This window comes from Pseudoalteromonas sp. S16_S37, from assembly GCF_014694405.1.
Taxonomy (GTDB): Bacteria; Pseudomonadota; Gammaproteobacteria; order Enterobacterales; family Alteromonadaceae; genus Pseudoalteromonas.
The window spans coordinates 24,472-43,171 of sequence record NZ_JAAUWV010000043.1; the positions used below are offsets into that span (position 1 = coordinate 24,472).

Annotated in this window: 18 protein-coding genes; 4 read left to right on the top strand and 14 right to left on the bottom strand. The window is 42.7% G+C overall.

Going from position 1 to position 18,700, the window contains the following annotated elements; translation table 11 throughout:
• Nucleotides 1-7: 7 nt before the first annotated feature.
• Nucleotides 8-673: an HAD family hydrolase gene (locus tag HC733_RS16395; RefSeq protein WP_190366088.1), complete on the bottom strand. Its 666-nt coding sequence runs from the start codon at nucleotides 671-673 to the stop codon at nucleotides 8-10.
• A gap of 3 nt (nucleotides 674-676) precedes the next feature.
• Nucleotides 677-1,357, bottom strand: a complete 681-nt coding sequence (rpe, locus tag HC733_RS16400) for a ribulose-phosphate 3-epimerase (RefSeq protein WP_190366089.1) — start codon at nucleotides 1,355-1,357, stop codon at nucleotides 677-679.
• A 197-nt stretch (nucleotides 1,358-1,554) separates the two neighbouring features.
• Between rpe and HC733_RS16405 the strand changes: the two genes are divergently transcribed.
• Both HC733_RS16405 and HC733_RS16410 read left to right on the top strand, forming a co-directional pair.
• Complete coding sequence (locus HC733_RS16405; protein ID WP_190366090.1) at nucleotides 1,555-1,851, top strand: hypothetical protein; 297 nt, start codon at nucleotides 1,555-1,557, stop codon at nucleotides 1,849-1,851.
• Between the two features lie 5 nt (nucleotides 1,852-1,856).
• On the top strand, nucleotides 1,857-2,036 hold the full coding sequence (locus HC733_RS16410; RefSeq protein ID WP_190366091.1) for a DUF2970 domain-containing protein: 180 nt from the start codon (nucleotides 1,857-1,859) through the stop codon (nucleotides 2,034-2,036).
• Here HC733_RS16410 and HC733_RS16415 read toward each other — a convergent pair.
• The 9 genes from HC733_RS16415 to HC733_RS16455 form a co-directional block, all read right to left on the bottom strand.
• Nucleotides 2,021-2,872, bottom strand: coding sequence for a Dam family site-specific DNA-(adenine-N6)-methyltransferase (locus HC733_RS16415; RefSeq protein WP_190366092.1), 852 nt, complete (start codon nucleotides 2,870-2,872; stop codon nucleotides 2,021-2,023). The genes HC733_RS16410 and HC733_RS16415 overlap by 16 nt on opposite strands.
• Nucleotides 2,873-2,924: 52 nt before the next feature.
• Entirely contained in the window at nucleotides 2,925-4,388 is a 1,464-nt protein-coding gene (locus tag HC733_RS16420; protein ID WP_190366093.1) for an SPOR domain-containing protein, read from the bottom strand.
• Nucleotides 4,388-5,458 carry a 3-dehydroquinate synthase gene (gene aroB, locus HC733_RS16425; protein ID WP_190366094.1) on the bottom strand — a complete coding sequence of 357 codons (1,071 nt, stop codon included), beginning with the start codon at nucleotides 5,456-5,458 and terminating at the stop codon, nucleotides 4,388-4,390. Before aroB ends, HC733_RS16420 begins: the two co-directional genes overlap by 1 nt.
• A gap of 23 nt (nucleotides 5,459-5,481) precedes the next feature.
• Nucleotides 5,482-6,000 carry a shikimate kinase AroK gene (gene aroK, locus HC733_RS16430; protein ID WP_190366095.1) on the bottom strand — a complete coding sequence of 173 codons (519 nt, stop codon included), beginning with the start codon at nucleotides 5,998-6,000 and terminating at the stop codon, nucleotides 5,482-5,484.
• 162 nt (nucleotides 6,001-6,162) lie between these two features.
• A complete protein-coding gene (gene pilQ / locus HC733_RS16435) occupies nucleotides 6,163-8,196 on the bottom strand; it encodes a type IV pilus secretin PilQ (protein WP_190366107.1) in 2,034 nt (677 codons plus the stop codon).
• Between the two features lie 19 nt (nucleotides 8,197-8,215).
• Nucleotides 8,216-8,758 carry a pilus assembly protein PilP gene (locus HC733_RS16440; RefSeq protein ID WP_190366096.1) on the bottom strand — a complete coding sequence of 181 codons (543 nt, stop codon included), beginning with the start codon at nucleotides 8,756-8,758 and terminating at the stop codon, nucleotides 8,216-8,218.
• Complete coding sequence (locus HC733_RS16445; RefSeq protein ID WP_190366097.1) at nucleotides 8,755-9,360, bottom strand: type 4a pilus biogenesis protein PilO; 606 nt, start codon at nucleotides 9,358-9,360, stop codon at nucleotides 8,755-8,757. The genes HC733_RS16440 and HC733_RS16445 overlap by 4 nt, the downstream gene beginning before the upstream one ends.
• A 24-nt stretch (nucleotides 9,361-9,384) precedes the next feature.
• Nucleotides 9,385-9,957, bottom strand: a complete 573-nt coding sequence (locus HC733_RS16450) for a PilN domain-containing protein (RefSeq protein ID WP_190366098.1) — start codon at nucleotides 9,955-9,957, stop codon at nucleotides 9,385-9,387.
• Nucleotides 9,945-11,024: a pilus assembly protein PilM gene (locus HC733_RS16455; RefSeq protein WP_190366099.1), complete on the bottom strand. Its 1,080-nt coding sequence runs from the start codon at nucleotides 11,022-11,024 to the stop codon at nucleotides 9,945-9,947. Before HC733_RS16455 ends, HC733_RS16450 begins: the two co-directional genes overlap by 13 nt.
• Nucleotides 11,025-11,156: 132 nt before the next feature.
• Between HC733_RS16455 and HC733_RS16460 the strand changes: the two genes are divergently transcribed.
• On the top strand, nucleotides 11,157-13,601 hold the full coding sequence (locus HC733_RS16460; protein WP_190366100.1) for a PBP1A family penicillin-binding protein: 2,445 nt from the start codon (nucleotides 11,157-11,159) through the stop codon (nucleotides 13,599-13,601).
• 57 nt (nucleotides 13,602-13,658) lie between these two features.
• On the opposite strand, the gene metL is transcribed toward HC733_RS16460, so the two are convergent.
• On the bottom strand, nucleotides 13,659-16,007 hold the full coding sequence (gene metL, locus HC733_RS16465; RefSeq protein WP_190366101.1) for a bifunctional aspartate kinase/homoserine dehydrogenase II: 2,349 nt from the start codon (nucleotides 16,005-16,007) through the stop codon (nucleotides 13,659-13,661).
• Nucleotides 16,008-16,011: 4 nt separating this feature from the next.
• Nucleotides 16,012-17,235, bottom strand: coding sequence for a cystathionine gamma-synthase (gene metB, locus HC733_RS16470; protein ID WP_190366102.1), 1,224 nt, complete (start codon nucleotides 17,233-17,235; stop codon nucleotides 16,012-16,014).
• 286 nt (nucleotides 17,236-17,521) lie between these two features.
• On the opposite strand from metB, the gene metJ reads away from it, so the two are divergent.
• A complete protein-coding gene (gene metJ / locus HC733_RS16475; protein ID WP_190366103.1) occupies nucleotides 17,522-17,842 on the top strand; it encodes a met regulon transcriptional regulator MetJ in 321 nt (106 codons plus the stop codon).
• Between the two features lie 453 nt (nucleotides 17,843-18,295).
• Here metJ and HC733_RS16480 read toward each other — a convergent pair.
• Nucleotides 18,296-18,700 (bottom strand): IS630 family transposase (locus HC733_RS16480; protein WP_190366104.1); only part of this gene is annotated, 405 nt, incomplete at its 5' end.

An 18,700-nucleotide genomic window follows, 5' to 3' on the forward strand; every position in this document is an offset into this window, starting at 1 on the left:
TATTGTATTATCGCTGAGTTAAAATAGGGATTATATCTAAGAAATTGTCGCAGAGGTACTGTGGATTAAATTCTTGCAAATTTGCCCCTTGATGATAGCCATAAGTTAAAGCTATAACCTCAATATTTGCGTTTTGGGCAGCTAAAATATCACTCTTTGAGTCACCAACCATAATCACCTCTGATGGCTGCAACTCCATAAGTTCACAAGCTTTTAGTAGTGGCTGCGCAGCAGGCTTTTTTTGCCCATCATCTCCACATACCAGCACATCAAAATACGAGCTGAGCTGTAGTTGTTGCAAAAGTGGCTCGGTAAACACTCTATCTTTGTTGGTGATTAGCGCCTTTGAAAAACCACTTAAGGCTGCTAAGCCTGTTTCAACGTTGGGATACAAGCTTGCGCATTGCCCAGCTAATTGCTCATAGTGACCTTTAAAGGTTTTTATGGCAAGGTCAATTAAGGATTGCGGCAATTGAGGATTTAGTTCGCTATCACCACTTAGGCCGCGCTTAACCAACATATCAATGCCGTTGCCCACCCAAGTGCAAACTTGTCCATAACTTACAATAGGAAATGCCACTTCGGTTAACGTCAAATTAAGCGCGATATACATATCTTGCGCACTATTAACCAACGTACCATCCAAATCAAATAAGACACCTTTATAACGCATTAATTATTGTACCTTTGCTAATTCTGCACGCATTTGAGTTATAACTGCTTGATAGTCTGGCTGATTAAAAATTGCCGATCCAGCTACGAACATATCTGCACCCGCCGCCGCAATTTGCGCAATGTTGTCAACTTTAACGCCACCATCGACTTCTAAACGTATGTTGTACCCACTTTGATCTATCAATGCTCTTACCTGACGCAATTTATCTAAGGTATGAGGAATAAAGCTCTGACCACCAAAGCCCGGATTAACTGACATTAACAAAATGACATCTAGCTTATCCATCACATGATCCAAGTAATGTAGTGGCGTCGCTGGGTTAAATACCAAACCGGCTTGGCAGCCATTGTCCCTAATTAAGCTAATAGTGCGGTCAATATGCTCACTCGCTTCAGGATGAAAAGTAATGATGTTCGCACCCGCTTTGGCAAAGTCAGGAATAAGAGAATCAACAGGCTTTACCATCAGATGCACATCAATTGGTGCGCTAATGCCATAGTCACGTAGTGCTTTACAGATCATTGGGCCAAACGTTAGGTTTGGCACATAATGATTATCCATCACATCAAAGTGGATCACGTCAGCACCCGCATTTAGCACTTTATCTACGTCTTCACCCAAGCGGGCTAAATCCGCCGATAAAATAGACGGTGCGATTAAATAGTCTCGTTGTTTTTGCACAATAAAAGCCTCTGTTCCTCAGTATTGTCCGCACTACTTTACCGCATTTTAGATTCGCGACACACTATTAAGAGCCCACTAATTGTAACAATTCAAAAACTTCCCTATCTGAAACTGCGCAAAACCAATTTTTCGTTTGTTTAGTGAGCAATTATTGTGTATTATTTGATGATAACCGTTAGGTGAGGAGTAACACTATGTTAGGTCGGCTTAAAACACGGATGCTTGTGCTTAGTGCGATTGTAGTTATGTCAACGGGATTAGTATTCCAAGATGAGGCTGCGTTAGCGCTTACCAAACATGATAACTGTACATGCAAAACCACAGACAGCAGTTCAACACAATACTGTGAAACAGAAAAGGATATCAATTGGTACTCATGGTTCATGGGTCAAAGCGGTAGTGCGCAGTTTCACTATCTAGACTTATTGGAGCTTTTGTTAGGCTCTGATAGACAAAGCGACGGCGGTATCTCCTCACGGACAGGACTCTAATCGTTATGTCCTTGCTTCGCGTACTACAAAGCGTTATAGCCGCAATGTTTGGCGTGCAGAGTGAGAAGAAGTATCATGATGATTTTAGTAAACCAGCAATTGCCCCTTACTTAATAGTGGGCATTATCTTAGTTGCGGCGTTAGTCGTTACGCTATCTGCTTTCGTGAACTACTTAGCACGGTAATGTTTTTGCTTATGGTACATAGCCATAAGCTCGTTGACTTTGTTTCGTGCCCCGCCTTTGGGACTAATAGTACGTTTGACCTGAATAACATCTAAGCTAGCTTGGCTATATATTTTCCGAGTCCATACCGTATCATGGTTTGAAATTAATACTGGTGTTTTGTGAATAAATGCAGTTTGCTCAGCCAAGTTTGCAAGATTTGCTTGATCATCTAGATCAAACCCCCCTTTTGCATAAGACGTAAATGAAGCTGTTTTACTCAACGGAACATAAGGTGGATCGCAATATACAACCGCATTATCAGGTATTTTTCGAAAAACATCCGTATAACTTTTACACGTAAACGTGGCTCTTTGCGCCTTACAGGCAAACGCATACAACTCTTTTTCAGGAAAATACGGACGCTTATATTTTCCAAAAGGAACGTTGAAGATCCCTTTTAGATTGTAACGGCATAAGCCATTGTAACCATGACGGTTCATATACAAAAATAAAATAGCACGCTCGTAAATGTCTACACTTTCGTTAAACTGTAAACGGTAAGCGTAATATGAATCGGGGTGGTTGTTCAGCTCAACGAATAGTTTTTTTGCATCGCTCACAAACTCATCAGGTTGGCGCTTGAGCTCATTGTATAAATTGATCAAATCAGCATTGATATCATTCAAATAATAATTTTTAAAGTCAGTATTTAAAAATACTGACCCTGCACCTACAAACGGCTCAACTAACGTGTCTGCATCTTGACTTGCGGTTTTTAGCCTACGCGCAATGTCTTCAACCAAACTGTATTTTCCGCCTGCCCATTTTAGGAAGGCGCGAGTCTTTTGTTGCATGCTGATTCTATTTATAAAAAATGTGGGCCGATTTTACACTAAAAGTCTATGATTACCGAGTCGGTAGACTAATTTCCTGTTTTATTTTATCAACTTTCTTGAAAAATGGCTGACCGCTTAATATTTGCGCTGGCAACGTCGATTTTGCTTCTTGAGCCAGCTCTAAACTTGAAAATGGCCCCAAAATGATAATCCACCATATTTGGCTGCTTCGGTTAGCTTTATATATTTTAACGTTGTCTAATTTATGTTGCTCAATAAATTCTTGTGCGACCGCTTTATCTTTCACAGCTAAAAGCTGAACTGCCCACTCACTGTCCTCACGAGCCATCAACCAAGCGCCGTCATCTAGCATATCGACATGACCTGTTGGCAGCGCGTTAGTCTCTTTACTGTCCACTTGAGCACTTTGTTTTTTCGTCTCAATCACAGGTTGAGGAGGCTGTTCAGCCCCTTCAAGGAGTTGTTCGGCCACCGCCTCTGCTGCCGCAGGTATTGCTTTTGTCTCGACATTGCTGTCAGCTGCCACGATTTCTTTAACAGTACTGTCATTTGCCAAAGCCGATACGATAGCAGCCACATCTTGCTGCTTTACTAACCCATTCTGCTCGTTAGCCGAGTGTTCAACCTCACTCTCAACCTGTTTTTGTGTTTCATCTTCCACAGTGACAGGTTTAGAAACCTCTGCAGGGCCATCGGTTAACGGTACCTCGGCTTTTTGATCATCATTGACGGCTTTAGTTGCTGGTATAACTGTATTAAGCTGTGAGTTCTCTTCAGGCTCAGGCAATAGAGCTGTTAGCTCTTTTTGATAAATGAATGCAATCATTAACATGGCCAAAATCACGGTTAAAAGAACCAGATGCCAAGATAACTTCGTAGCTTTTTTGGGTGTGGCTCGCAAATCCACTTGTTGTTCACTTTGCCATTCGAGTAATACCGCAGGGTTTCCGGCACATCCCCTTAAGAAGGTATGAAAAATGGGGTCTTCCAATGGCGGTAATTGTTTGAAAAACATATCCATCAGGCGGCGGGACTCTGCCATAGATAGCGGTTCAATATGAATATCCAGAGCATCTCTTAACATATTTGGCGCTTGCGCAGTAACCAATATATAAAGCGTTTCAGGACATTCTTTCGCAAGTATTTGTAGCTGCTCAATCATCTCATCCGTAAGGTGTCGCGCACCATCTAACACCCATAAGCAAGGGCCACACGGAGATTGGCGGTATAGATTATAAAAATTCTGACTTAGAGATAACTGCTGATCGATCAAAGGACCTCGAAAACTATGCTGCAAGAGCTGCGTCATTAAGTCTGAGTCTTTCGTCGTGGCAGAGAGTTGGATGTATGCTTTATTGAAATCAGGGTATTTATCTGTGATAAAAGATTCAGCAATATAGCTTTTGCCTAATCCTGAGGAACCCACTAAACAAATCAGATTTTGCCCATATTCGAACTGTAACGCTATACGATCCACTAAGGCGGATCTGCTCGGTAATATTTGCGACTGCATTAGCGGCCTATCAGCAATCTCACCGTGTCATCTGACACATCATCGACCAATGCACAAGTACCCAGCGAAGTTGGTACTATAAAACGAATGCGCCCTTTTTTGTTCTTTTTATCTTTTCGCATATGTGACAAGAATTGCTCTGTATTCATCTGAGCAGGCACTTCAATTGGTAACTCATAACTTGCGATTAATTTCTCTATTCTCGCAACTTCAGAGCCAGTTAAAGTATCTCGTAACGCAGCTAGTTTTGCCGCGAGTACCATACCAACTGCAACGGCTTCACCATGTAACCAGTTGCCATAACCCATTTGCGCTTCGATAGCGTGACCAAAAGTATGCCCCAAATTCAATAATGCTCTCACACCCGCTTCAGTTTCGTCTTGAGCTACAATTTGCGCCTTAATTTGACAACAACGATAAATAACCTGCATCAACACATCTTGTTTTAATTCAGTGAGTGTATGATGGTTATCTTCTAAAAATGTCAAAAATGACTCGTCATAGATTAGACCATACTTTATTACCTCGGCCATACCAGCTGCGAACTCTCGAGCAGGCAAGGTAGCTAAACTATTGGTGTCAATGAATACCGCTTTAGGTTGATAAAAAGCGCCAATCATATTTTTGCCTAACGGGTGATTAACAGCCGTTTTACCACCAACGGAAGAGTCTACTTGGGACAGTAAAGTGGTTGGAATTTGAATAAAAGGGATACCACGTTGATAGCACGCAGCGACAAACCCCGTGAGATCTCCGATAACACCACCACCAAGCGCTATTAAACAGGTGTCTCTGCCACAATTGTTTTGCAGCAAGAAGGCATTTACTTGTTCAAAGTATTCAAGGGTTTTGTATTGCTCGCCGTCGGGAAGACAAAAATGTAATGGTTCATAGCCATCAAGGGCATCCAGTAAGCTATCTAGATATAACGGTGCAATAGTATGATTGGTAATGATGACAGGACGACATTGACCGATGTACTTGGTGAGTCGTCCTACATCTGCTAGTAAGTTTTGCCCTATGTAGATAGGATAGCTGCGCTCGTTTAAATCTACCTTCAACTCAAGCATCTATCCCTCCTAGGTGATCAAAATTAAAAATCTAGCTTTTCTATGATTTGATTAGCTACAACCTTTGCACTTTGCTCATCAGTGCGTACTACAAAGTCTGCAACTTCTTTGTACAGAGGCTCTCGTTCCTCTGCTAAACGCTCTAGTACATCGCGCGGCGCTTCTTCTGTTTGCAACAGAGGGCGACGTTTATCGCGTTGAGTGCGAGCAACTTGCTTTTCAATTGGCGTTTCAAGGTAAACAACGATTCCGCGCGCAGACAACTTATTGCGCACTTCTTTGCTTAAAACAGAACCACCACCCGTTGCTAAAACTATACCTTGCATTTCTGTAAGGTCCGAAATTACGCCTTCTTCACGCACGCGGAAACCTTCTTCGCCTTCAAGATCAAACACCCACGCAATATCTGCGCCTGTACGGCGTTCAATTTCTTGATCCGAGTCGAAAAATTCAAGGTGTAATTGATCAGCTAGGTGACGACCAATTGTGCTCTTACCAGCCCCCATAGGGCCTACTAGAAATATATTACGTTTCTCAGCCATATCTTTTTAGTACTAACGAACTCTAAAATTTGAAATAAAACCCCGCCTAACGACCTGGCCCCAAAATTAAGGAGGGGATTATCTCAGTAATCCACGAACGATTTCAAGTCAAATAGTATAAAAAGCAACTACAGTACGTAAATTCGTTCAACTATTCACTTATTACTGACTATCAAGCATGATCTTTGGGGTCACGAAAATCAGTAATTCTTTTTTCTCATTTATTTCTCGGGTGTTTCTAAACATCGCACCTAGGTATGGAATATCACCTAACAGTGGAATTTTACTCACTGCACTGGTAATTTCCTGTTGGTATATACCACCCAAGACAACCGTCTGACCATTATCTACCAAAACTTGCGTCTGAATTTGCTGGGTATTAATGGCCACCGCAGGACCGTTCGGTGTCTGTACATTATCTCCTCGCGTATCCTGCGTGATCACTAAGTCTAATATAATTTTGTTGTCAGGTGTAATTTGTGGTGTTACTTCCAAACTCAATACCGCTTTTTTGAAACTCACTGAAGTAGCTCCACTCGACGCGGCTTCAACATAAGGGATTTCAGTACCCTGCTCAATTCTTGCTTTCTTTTGGTTGGCAGTGGTAATACTCGGCGTTGCTATAATTTCGCCCTTGTTCTCTTGCTCAAGCGCAGAAAGCTCTAGATCAATCAAAGTACCATCTGCAAGTTTTGCAATGTGCATACCAATTGTGCCAGCCGAAGTACCCGAAACTGGTAAATTCACATTTAAGCGATTTGCAAGATCCGGAATTTGACCATTAGACAACTGCTGAGCACCGACTAAATTACCTGATATCGCATCAGTACCCTGCTGATCTCCAAATCCCCAACGCACCCCTAAGTCTTCTTGAACGTTATCTTTAACAGTTACCATACGTGACTCAATTCGAACTTGCTTGACCGGTACGTCTAAAGTTTCAACCATTCGCCTAATACTTTCGATGCTACGCGCACTGTCCTTAATCAACAGCGTGTTGGTACGTTTATCAACTGATACACTACCACGTTCGCTCACGATACTATTGATATCTGTTTTTAATAAATCGGCAAACTCTTCAGCTTTTGCGTAATTCAGTTGAATATATTCACTATAAAGAGGCTCTAATTCCTCAACTTGCTTACGCGCTTGAAGCTCTTTGGCCTCTCTGGCTGCTAGTTCTTCAGAGGGCGCAACCATCAAAATTGAGCCATCCATTCGCTTGTCCAAACCTTTGATACGCAAAACGACATCCAACGCTTGATCCCAAGGAACGCCATCTAAACGTAAGGTAATATTACCGGCAACCGAGTCACTGGTAACTAAATTAAAATTGTTAGTGTCTGCAATAATTTGCAATACAGAACGCACAGGAATATCTTGAAAATTCAGTGTAATAGGCTGACCTTGATAATTCCTGCTGATACCAAAGCTGCGTTCTTCATCGTCTTTTTCTACTGTTAAAGTGAAAATATTACCTAGCTGTTGATATGTGTATTTAAACGCTTCTTTGGGCTCTATTACCAAACGGCTTTTGCCATCCTCTCTGAATGTTTCAACGCGATTTACTATGGTACCAAAGTCCATTACATCTAATTCATACAACAGATCATCTGGGATATCGATATGGTGAAAGTCTGCGTAAATCTTGCCGCCACGTTCTTGCACATCGATTGCTGCTTGAGGAGTGTTTAGAAACGCCAGTACCTTCGCTTCGCCTTTGTCTCCTCGTCTAAAATCAATCGATTGGATTTGGTTTTTCTGCGCTTTTACACTATCTCCTTCCGCCGAAGGGATAGGGTTATCCGAAACCTGCAAGTAAGCGATATTATTTTTTACAAATGATTTATAGAGCTTCAATTGCTCCATATTCACCGTAACTATCACTCCATCATCTGTGAGTTGGCTTTCTATTGAGGTAATCCCCGCTTTGTTTACCTTAAGCGCTTTGAGGCTTTCTTCAAATTCTACTTTTGGGAAGAATAATTCTAACCTAGCAGGGTCAGTAAGTGCTTTAACTTGCGGCTCGTCATTTAACTGCTCATCAAAGACCAGCTCAAGCTGAGTTTCACCATCTGGCACTGGGTTATAACGCACATCATATAGCATAGGCAGCGCTTGAGCCCAGCCTGTTATAGCCAGCACAGTGCTACATATTAAACCTTTAACGCTCAAACTATTCCAAGCATGGGACATACTTTCACTACCTTTGTTGTTATTCACTCACGCCACTCCCTTGTGCTTCTCGGATCTCGACTCTAGATAGACGTTCTTTCCAACAACCACTGCCATCAGGGATTAATTCTAATAATTCAATATACCCAGGTTGTACATTGATAACTTCACCATGGTAAAGACCCATGTATTGGCCTCTTTTTATTTTATATAGACCTTGATCAGATGCTTTAATCAGCGCCCATGTTACGTTTTGGGTTGCAATCGTCCCTTTCATCGAAAGCGTGTCTATTGGATATTTTTCGAGAGGATCTCGCGCTCTATCAGGATCTGGATGCAAACAATTTTGCACCTGAACCATTTGACTCTCAATCACTTCAGGTTCAGGCGCCACAAACGGACTTCTAAGATTATGAGCCGTATAGGCAAAATGCGTAAAGTCTCGCATTTGTGGAACCGGCTCAACTTGCGGTGTTGCACTAGCCTGAATTTGATCGATAAACTCTTTTTGTTCTGCTGTATCATCGTTACAACCGAGCAGCACACTTAAAACAAGCATCAAATATGCGTTGCGTTTTGTCATGGCTCATCACCTTGACCATAACGATATGTTTTCGCTACTACGCTAAATATCAAAGCATTACTACCCGCATTTTCTATTCTGAAATCATGCAAGCTAACAATACGTGGCAGCTGTGCTACTTTACTAACAAATTCTCCAAACTCATGGTATGTTCCTACAACTTCTAACTTAATTGGCAGTTCTGTGTAAAACTCTTTTTTATTCTCAGGTAACCAGCCAATTTTTAAAAAAGTTAGTCCGCTAGAGGTACCTACATACGTCAAGTCATCAAGTAAACCCGGTGTTTCATTCGAGGATGGCAGCTGGCGTAATAGTAGCGAAAATTGCGCTTCCATATCTTTCATCTGCTGACGATATAAGTCTAAGTTATTAGCACGAGCATATTTTATTCTGTAACTGGTACGTAATTGTGCTTCTTGCTGAACGACATGCTCATATCTGGCTATCGAGTTAGAAACCAGTAAGCTATAACCAACAACAAACGTGATAACGACTACTAATACACAACACATGACTTTAACCGCAAGTGGCCACTCACCAATGTTGTCGAGTTCTATCTCGTTCCAATCAATATTTTGTATAGATTTTAAATCAAAATTCACGCTGCTATCTCGCTAATACCGAATCTATTTGTCACGCTCAGCCACCTGTATTTCACGAAACGGTTTAACATAAAAATGCATGGTAAAGTCACTCAACAAGCGTGAATTTTGCTCACCAGTGACAATGCCCTGGATTGTTGGTCGCTCCAGTAAATAAGAGCTTTCAACAGCTCGCAACATTTGTGACAAGCGGTTGTTAGACTCGCTACGCCCAACAACCTTAATCAAGTCCTCTTTACGCTCTAAGCTAGTTAGATACACTCCGGCAGGCACTACCCGCACCACCTCATCGATTATCTGAGTCCCTAAATTTCGGTTGCTTTGCAACTCCTCGATAAGGTTGATCCGCCTTTGCAGGCTTTCTTTTTGCTGACTCAGGTCATTGATCTCCACAATACGGCTATCTAATTTACCTACTTCTTTGTTGAGATACTCATTCTTTACTTGCTGTCCTTCTGTAAGACCGTCGTAAAAAGAACCAATCAAATACAAAACAAAAAGCACTGCAACGATATTGGCGGCAATAATCGATAGAAACTTTTTTTGTGACGCTTGTCTGCGTTGCTCTCGCCAAGGCAGCAAATTTATATGTGGCATGATGAAAAACTCCTCAATGCCAAGCCTGTGGCAATTGCAAACTGTGGTTTATGGCGCTCTAAAACATTACGATCGACTTTCGGCGCTATTTCCATATCGGCAAATGGGTCAGCAATAATAGTATGAATACCTAATTCTTCAGCCAAAAGCCTATCTAAGCCTTCAACTAATGCCGTGCCACCAGTCAGTACAATATAATCAATCTGCTCTTTACCACTGCTAGTGATAAACATTTGTACAGCTCTACGCACTTGCTGTAACAAGGCAGTTTGAAATGGTGCGAGTACTTCGAAGATATAATTTGGCGGCAAATCTCCGGTTGTTTTTGCTATCTCTGCTTCATCAAAAGACTTGTTATAGTAGGCAACAATACTGTTTGTGTACTGCTCCCCCCCAAACACTTGGTCGCGCGTGTAAATCGTTTTTCCAGACAACACAACACTTACCAAACTGATTACAGCTCCAATATCTATGATAGCAACTGTTTTATCAAAGGCATCTGCGGGCAACTGACCATACAGTACCGTTAAAGATCTACTCAAAGCGTAGTTTTCAACATCGACCACTTTAGCCTGATAGCCGCCTTCTTCCAACGCGCCGACTCGGGCTTCCACGCTCTCAGTGCGCGCAGCTGATAACAAAACATTGACTTTGGAAGGATCAGCCTCATTCACGGATATTTTCTCAAAATCAATACTCACTTCATCGAGCGAGTAAGGGATCAGGCTGTCGGCTTCAATCGCAATTTGCGATTCAAGTTCAGCATCGGTTAATGAGACATCCATAAAAATCACTTTGGTGATCACGGTTTGCCCTGAGACTGCTACTGCGCCAAATTGAGTAAGCCTTGGAATTCGTTTTTTGATTTTTCCTATCACTCGTCCAATCGCTTCAATATCTTGGATCGTTCGTTCAGTGATAGCCCCCTTCGGCACAAGCTCAATTGCTACCGCTTCAACGCGATAGCCTGCAGAAGATTGCGACAACAGTACGGCCTTGACACAATGCGAGCCAATATCAATACCAATCATCATCGGAGCTTGCTTTTGAAAAAGGTTACTGAGCATGCGTTTGGTCTTTATCCTTTGTTTTAACTTCTAATAAGTTATAATTATAACGCGAAAATTATTAATCGTTTTTTATTCAAGATATACTAGCAGTGTCTACCTATAATTGGGAGTCTAACTAGGGAACATTTCGTGACTTTATTGAGAAGAGCAATACAATTTTTAATCGCAATAAGCGTTTTAGCCCTGCTAACGTTAATCAGTCTTTATTACTATGTCAAACAAGATATACCCAGTGTCGAGGTGTTACGTGATGTACAACTCCAAACCCCGATGCAAGTATTTACGCAAGATGGCAAACTGATTAACCAATTTGGAGAAAAGCGCCGCATTCCGGTAAAAATAGACGACATTCCAAAACCTCTGCTGCAAGCTTTTCTCGCAACGGAAGACAACCGTTTTTATGAACACTTTGGGGTTGATCCAATTGGGATAATACGCTCAGCAATCGTGCTCATTAGTACCGGACAGAAAAAACAAGGTGCCAGTACAATCACTATGCAGCTAGCGCGTAACTTCTTTTTAACAAGAGAAAAAGCGTATATTCGTAAGGTGAAAGAGATTTTTATCGCGTTACATATTGAGCAATTGCTTACAAAAGATGAAATTCTTGAGCTGTACTTAAACAAAATAGAGCTAGGTAACCGCGCTTTTGGTATTGGCGCAGCAGCACAAGTTTATTATGGCAAAGACTTAAAAGAACTAACTTTGGCGCAAATGGCAATGATAGCAGGTTTACCTAAGGCGCCTTCTGCACTAAACCCTATTCGCAACCCGACTCGCGCAAAACTACGCAGAAACGTCGTTTTGAGTCGCATGCTCAAGGAAAAGTACATTTCCAAAGCACAGTATGATGAAGCACGTGTCGCTCCCATTACAGCGAAGTTCCATGGCGCTGAAATAGAGTTGTATGCCCCCTACATTGCTGAAATGGTGCGCAGCTATATGGTAGATACCTATGGCGAAGATAAAGCCTACAATAGTGGCTTTAGAGTCTTCACGACGGTTGAGTCACATATTCAAGCAGCGGCACAGCAAGCGCTCATTGATAATCTTCATAGCTACGACATGCGACATGGCTTTCGGGGCCCAGAACGTGTTTTATGGACAGAAGAGCAATCTGCGCTAAGTAGCCAAGAGATTATAGAAGCGCTTCAGAATGTAAAAGAGATAGAGCCCCTTAAAGCTGCCGTTGTTGTTGATGTTGCAGAGCAAAGCGCAACTGCTTTACTAAAATCGGGTGACTACATAACCCTCCCATGGGAGGGTCTAAAATGGGCACGAGGATATATTTCTGATACCCGACAAGCAATGCCACCGAAAGCGGCATCTGAAATACTCTCGCCAGGCATGCAAATTTGGGTTCGCCCACAGTCTGAGTATTGGCAGCTAAGTCAATATCCAAGACCTGCCAGTGCTCTGGTTTCTATGGACCCACAAGATGGTCGAATTAAAGCGTTAGTGGGTGGATACAGTTTCGCTCAAAGTCAATATAACCGTGCTACACAGGCTAAACGTCAAGTAGGCTCCAATATCAAGCCGTTCATTTACTCAGCAGCATTTGAGAATGGCTATACGTTAGCAACCATCATTAATGATGCGCCAATTAATCAATGGGATAAAAGTGTTGGCGTGGCTTGGCGTCCTAAAAACAGCCCTGAAGTATACAATGGCCCCATTCGCATTCGTCGCGCCTTAGCGCAATCTAAAAACGTGGTATCGGTTAGGTTACTAAAAGGCGTGGGCTTGCAGCGTACTGCAGATCATTTACTAAAGTTTGGTTTTGCTGATGAAGATATTAACCGCAGCGAATCTCTAGCTTTAGGGAGTGCAGCCATCACGCCACTTGAAATGGCCAGAGGGATGAGCACCTTTGCCAACGGTGGTCATCTAATTGAACCTTATTTTATCAGCGAGCTTCAAGATGCGTTTGGTAATACCCTAGGCCAAGCACAACCCTTAATCGCCTGTGATGAAGAGCAGTTAGAGACTCAACCACAACAGTGTGCACCAAGAGTTATCTCACCACAGAATGCCTTTTTAGTGGCTAGTGCCATGCACAGCGCAATTTGGGGCGGCGGTAGCTGGAAACATAAAACAGGCTGGACTGGCACCGGTTGGAGAGCACAAGCGCTCAAACGCCGCGATTTAGTAGGAAAGACTGGCACAACCAACGACTCTGTTGATACTTGGTTTAGCGGCTTTAACCGTAATGTGTTAACAACCGTCTGGGTTGGCTTTGATGATGCAGGTAAACCACTTGGCCGTGCCGCGTATAACACCAACCTAGGTAGCAACCAAATTGTGGGAGCAGAATCAGGCGCGACAACTGCACAGCCTGCATGGGTTGAGTTTATGAAAGTAGCACTTACAAACCAACCAGATGCCCCGATTGAACCGCCTCCGGGCCTAATCTCAACGCGGATCGACTTAAAAACTGGATTGTTGAGTAACAAAAATGACCACACCAGTCGCTTTGAATACTTTATCTCTGGTACGGCACCGACTAAATACGCGTTGGATGAGAACAACAGCACACCGTTTGATGATGAGCCTGTGCAAGAAGAATTATTCTGAGAATCAACTGCAATAAAAAAGGCGATTTTTGAATCGCCTTTTTTATTTCCCAATCACCTATTTTAGCCGTTGAACTAGCCAATATAGATCGGAATGCACGCCAGCTGCTGTGACTTCTTTGCCTGCACCCGGCCCTTGCAATACAAGGGGGTTATGTTCATACCAAACGCTTTTGATCACAAAAATGTTGTCGCCTGGGGTTAAATTTGCAATCGCGGATGACTTATCGACATAAGCAATGCCAACTTTTGCTGTCGCTTTTCCAGAGGCAGACACTTGTAAGGAACCGGTATATCTTAGCACTTTGTCTTGCGCTTTTGCCTGTTGATATAGATGTCCATAAAAGCTGTCTAGCTCTTCTTTGCAAGCTAGAAATTCATCCCAACTACCATGTGCTAAATTATCTGGCATCAAGGGCTCAAGCTCTATATCAGCTAAGTCCAAAGTAAGACCTATGTCTCTGGCTAGTATCAGCAACTTTCGCTGCATGTCCCGACCAGATAAGTCTTCACGAGGATCTGGCTCAGTGTAGCCCATATTTTTAGCTTCTAGCACTAAGCTTGAAAATGGCTTGCTACCGTCAAAGCTACTGCACAGCCAAGATAAGGTGCCTGAAAATACGCCTTCGATCTGTGTTACTTTGTCGCCACTATGCTGTAAATCAGCAAGCGCAAAGTTTATCGGTAGACCCGCACCTACACTGGTATTGTAACGCCAGTGTAGGTTGCGCTCGTTCAATTGCTCACGTAACTGTTGATACCAAGTATTTTCCGCCGTACCCGCATACTTATTTGCACTGATCAAATGACAGTCTTGTTTTATCAATTGCGGGTATAGCTTGCTAAATTCCTCGCTCGCTGTGATATCGATAACCACTTTATGTTCATAATCAAGCTCGCCAATGCGCTCAATTAAATCATCATTATTATAAGTAACAGCCTCATTTTGCCACTGCTGCTGCCAAGCCGATAATGAAATTCCATTGGCCGCAAACAGCATTTTTTTTGAGCGTAGCAAAGCCACCACTTTCACATCAAACTGTTGCTGCAAATGTGCAACCTGAGGCTGACATTGATTGACAAATACTTCGCCAACATTGCCTAAGCCCGCAATCACTACAGCCAGCTCCCTTCCTTTATTCACTAACTTATCGTGTAAAATCGCTAGCACATCGCTGTCAATTGCCTGATCAGTTAAGAACAGCGCATATTCATTATCCTGGTGGTTAAAACGCACGACGATATTTTGTTCATGTAACAACTGAGCAGCCTGCGCTTGCAACTGAGCAATATTGGCCGACGGTGCAACAACGGCAAAGCCTTGCAAGGCACTTTCCACAATATTCGCTCGCCCTGATAAGGCCTTTAAGACACGATGTGTACTTTGCGCTGGCACTAAAATATACGTTTCACCTTGGGCATTAAAGTGATGAATACTGTGTTGGATCATTTGGCTTAGCTGCCCCACTTCACCAGGTGCAATAGCATCAACTCGAACAAGGTCTAAGTCTTCAAATGTAGTAATAAAGCGTTTTGCTTTACTGTAGCCTTCTTTAACGATCTCTGTAGGGGGAGCTTCGACATCAAAACTACTGCGAACCTGTAACTTTATTTTGCTGTGCTTAAGCGGAGAGAGCGTCTTCGCATGTAACACAGGGTTACCTAAACGCGCCAACAGATGCGCCTGTGCTCTGCATACTTTAGGATATTTAATCGCATTTGCTACTTTGCGAGGATCGGTACTAAAAACGCCCTGTGTGTCGGTCCAAATAGAGACTGCATCTGCATCAATATAGCTTGCCAACAACGTCGCACTATAATCACTACCATTGCGCCCCAGTGTAACTGTGTTCTTCTCAACGTCGCTGGCAATAAACCCTGTAACCACATAAAGCAAATCGCCTTTTAATTGCTCTATGCAAGCTTGTCTATTCTGTTGATGTAATAATTGTCCATGGTGCAATGTGAAAAGATTTCTTGCATCTATATATTCAGCAGCAAATCCCAACTGTGATAAGTAACAAGCCAGCAATCTTGCAGACCACAGCTCACCGTGGGCTAGCAAAGTGGCTTCGTGAAGTGTTCTTTGTTTCGCATTTGATGTGATCAGCTGTAGTTCTTCACCTAGTTGTGCAAGGAGTGTCTGTTGCTGATGTAACTCAAAAAGCGCTCGTATCAGCTCTGCTTGATGATTCTCTACCTGCAACAAAATATCACTAAAACCCTGACTATCATCTTGCAGATAGCTTTCCCACAACTTAACAAGGGTATTCGTTGTCTTACCTGCAGCAGAAACCACCACACAGTCTCCAGCTTGGCAATGACTTAACACAATTTGTGCAACCGCTTGATAGCGCTCCGCAGAACTGAGACTAGAGCCTCCGAATTTATGTACTACTTTTGTCATTTTCTTACCACAAAGCCGTATGTGCCGGCGTTAGTTTAAACGTTTTACCTTCATCTGAGGCGCTCTTACAGCCTAAGTTGAGCCTGTTAAATGCTTGTTCCAAGTCATCCAGTAAATCCTCTACATCTTCAATACCTACAGAAATGCGGATCAAAGTGTCTCCCACTCCAGCCTCTAAACGCGCTTGTGGATCCATGCCCGCATGAGTCATTGTGGCAGGATGGCAAATTAAACTTTCAACCCCCCCTAGCGACTCCGCCAGAGAAAACTGCTTTAAGCTCGTCAAAAACGCAGCTGACTCTTGTACACCACCTTTAATATCAAAACTCACCATGCCACCAAACCCTTCTTGCTGTTGCTTAGCAAGTGCGTGCTGAGGGTGTGACTCTAGGCCTGGGTAATACACTTGGCTCACATAAGGCGACTGTTCCAGATACTTAGCTATTGTCAGTGCGTTTTCTTGGTGTTGCTTTAAACGCACATTTAAAGTTCGCAATCCTCTGAGCGTTAAATAACTATCGAATGGCGCACCTGTGATACCAATGTTGTTTGCCCACCACGCTAACTCTTCGCCTAATTGTGCTGTTTTAGCAATGACTGCACCACCAACGACATCTGAATGGCCGTTTATGTACTTAGTCGTAGAGTGCACAACAATGTCCACACCAAATTTGATTGGATTCTGCAATGCTGGAGATAAAAAGGTGTTATCTGCTGCTACTAAAGCCCCAACCTCTTTTGCTGCCTGTGCCACCGCTTTAATGTCGGTTAACCTTAGAATTGGATTACTCGGCGTTTCTATCCAAACAAGTTTAGGTTTTATGGCTTTTATTTGCTCATAACTTTTTGACTGTGTTAAATCGAGCACTTCTAGTTTTAGTAGTCCGCGTTTTTGCAACGATGTAAATAAGCGATAACTTCCACCATAGCAATCGTGAGGGATCACTAGAGTATCATCGTGATTTAAAAGTTGAGTCACTAAGTGCACAGCCGACATGCCTGTTGCAGTAATAATTCCTCTTTCGCCGCTTTCAAGCTGCGCCAGAGTTTGCGCTAGCGTATCTCGATTAGGATTACCGCTGCGGCCATAATCATAAGCACGCTTGGTATCAAAATCAGCGAACGAGTAGGTCGTTGACAGATAAAGTGGCGGCACAACGGCACCGTGATGCTTATCCGCTTCGATACCGTGGCGCACCGCAACCGTCGACTTTTTACTTTGACTCATTTCATCACCTAGATAGTTGGATGTTTAGACGTCCAAAAGGTTAGATGATAAAAAAAGAGAAGTCAAAACATTTATACTGCTAAATGGCTATTTAACTAGTATTTGACTATCTTTTTTAAACCGATAAAATTTCGCCACTTATCTAATTAGTATTGCTAATAAGACTGCGTTTTTGAATAAACTATAACGGTAAGCATATCACTATAGTTTAAACCGTGTTTTACACGGAGTCAGTTTACGAACCCAGTCTTATTGGCATTCCCAAAACTGAGGCAACAACAACATTATGGCTAAATGGAATGGTGAATATATTCACCCATATGCAGAGCACGGTAAAAAATCTGAACAAGTAAAAAAGATCACCGTCTCTATCCCGTTAAATGTACTGAAAGTGTTGACTGATGAGCGCACTCGTCGTCAAGTAAACAACCTTCGTCATGCAACAAATAGCGAGCTATTATGTGAGGCTTTTTTACATGCCTTTACCGGCCAACCTCTGCCTAGCGATGAAGATTTAAGAAAAGACAATCCAGAAAAGGTACCAGAGGAAGTTCGCAAAATTATGGTAGAAATGGGATTGGAAGTTCCTATCATTAATGAAGAATAATTGGTCTGCTTGCTAATAGCTCCGATGAGTGAGCAGAGCTCCAGTCTGAAAATACAGGGCATGAATAATTACCATATGTTGTGCCCTGTATGTTACATAACCTTTCACTAGAAATTCTTAACGAACCTCAATTTAGTGCTTACGAAAAGTTAACGACGATTTGAACAGTCTGGCTGACACATCATTGCCGATATAGTGTTACAAGCCACATTGTAGTCACAATTTCTTTCTCGCATCGAAGTGGTAGCGGGCGTAGGCCACGATCCTGTCGCACCTTAAGCATTGGGAGTCTGTACGTTTCTTAATTCTGCTACAACCTCAGAGAGGTTCTTAAACTGCTTTTTGTTAAGCTTAAATAACATGATTTATACCAATCTGCTTAAGCATGTGATCTAATACATGTACACGAATTAAAGCATGCTCACTTATATGGACTTATACCATTTGCATTAATTAACTGACCAATTCAATCCACTCTCTGGAACACGCCGACTTTACCCGCTCTATATTCGAGATAAACGTATTCCATGCCACGGATACCTGCTCCACAGTATCGTCATAGCCTATAAAAACCCTGTTTGAAAGGCAATGTTGCCTCAGCCACTGCCATACTTGCTCTATCGGATTTAGCTCCGGCGAATACGGCGGCAGCTTGATGAGGGTGACATTGTTAAAAAATGAGGCCGTATCCTGTGTATGCCAGCCAGCACCATCAATAATAACCACCGCATGTCGTCCCGCCTCCGTTGCGTCGCTGATCTGTTTCAAGTGTTGTCTCATGCCATCTTTGTTCACAAACGGACTAATGAATGCCTCCGTTTTTCCATTACTTGGGCACACCGCGCCGAACAGATAGCC

What these genes read in the sequence shown, in the direction of transcription:
- aroK (WP_190366095.1), bottom strand. Translation starts at nt 6,000, where the DNA reads ATGGCTGAGAAACGTAATATATTTCTAGTAGGCCCTATGGGGGCTGGT.
- HC733_RS16440 (WP_190366096.1), bottom strand. Translation starts at nt 8,758, where the DNA reads ATGACAAAACGCAACGCATATTTGATGCTTGTTTTAAGTGTGCTGCTC.
- HC733_RS16410 (WP_190366091.1), top strand. Translation starts at nt 1,857, where the DNA reads ATGTCCTTGCTTCGCGTACTACAAAGCGTTATAGCCGCAATGTTTGGC.
- metB (WP_190366102.1), bottom strand. Translation starts at nt 17,235, where the DNA reads ATGAGTCAAAGTAAAAAGTCGACGGTTGCGGTGCGCCACGGTATCGAA.
- HC733_RS16420 (WP_190366093.1), bottom strand. Translation starts at nt 4,388, where the DNA reads ATGCAGTCGCAAATATTACCGAGCAGATCCGCCTTAGTGGATCGTATA.
- pilQ (WP_190366107.1), bottom strand. Translation starts at nt 8,196, where the DNA reads ATGTCCCATGCTTGGAATAGTTTGAGCGTTAAAGGTTTAATATGTAGC.
- HC733_RS16405 (WP_190366090.1), top strand. Translation starts at nt 1,555, where the DNA reads ATGTTAGGTCGGCTTAAAACACGGATGCTTGTGCTTAGTGCGATTGTA.
- HC733_RS16455 (WP_190366099.1), bottom strand. Translation starts at nt 11,024, where the DNA reads ATGCTCAGTAACCTTTTTCAAAAGCAAGCTCCGATGATGATTGGTATT.
- HC733_RS16450 (WP_190366098.1), bottom strand. Translation starts at nt 9,957, where the DNA reads ATGCCACATATAAATTTGCTGCCTTGGCGAGAGCAACGCAGACAAGCG.
- HC733_RS16395 (WP_190366088.1), bottom strand. Translation starts at nt 673, where the DNA reads ATGCGTTATAAAGGTGTCTTATTTGATTTGGATGGTACGTTGGTTAAT.
- HC733_RS16415 (WP_190366092.1), bottom strand. Translation starts at nt 2,872, where the DNA reads ATGCAACAAAAGACTCGCGCCTTCCTAAAATGGGCAGGCGGAAAATAC.
- aroB (WP_190366094.1), bottom strand. Translation starts at nt 5,458, where the DNA reads ATGCTTGAGTTGAAGGTAGATTTAAACGAGCGCAGCTATCCTATCTAC.
- metL (WP_190366101.1), bottom strand. Translation starts at nt 16,007, where the DNA reads ATGACAAAAGTAGTACATAAATTCGGAGGCTCTAGTCTCAGTTCTGCG.
- metJ (WP_190366103.1), top strand. Translation starts at nt 17,522, where the DNA reads ATGGCTAAATGGAATGGTGAATATATTCACCCATATGCAGAGCACGGT.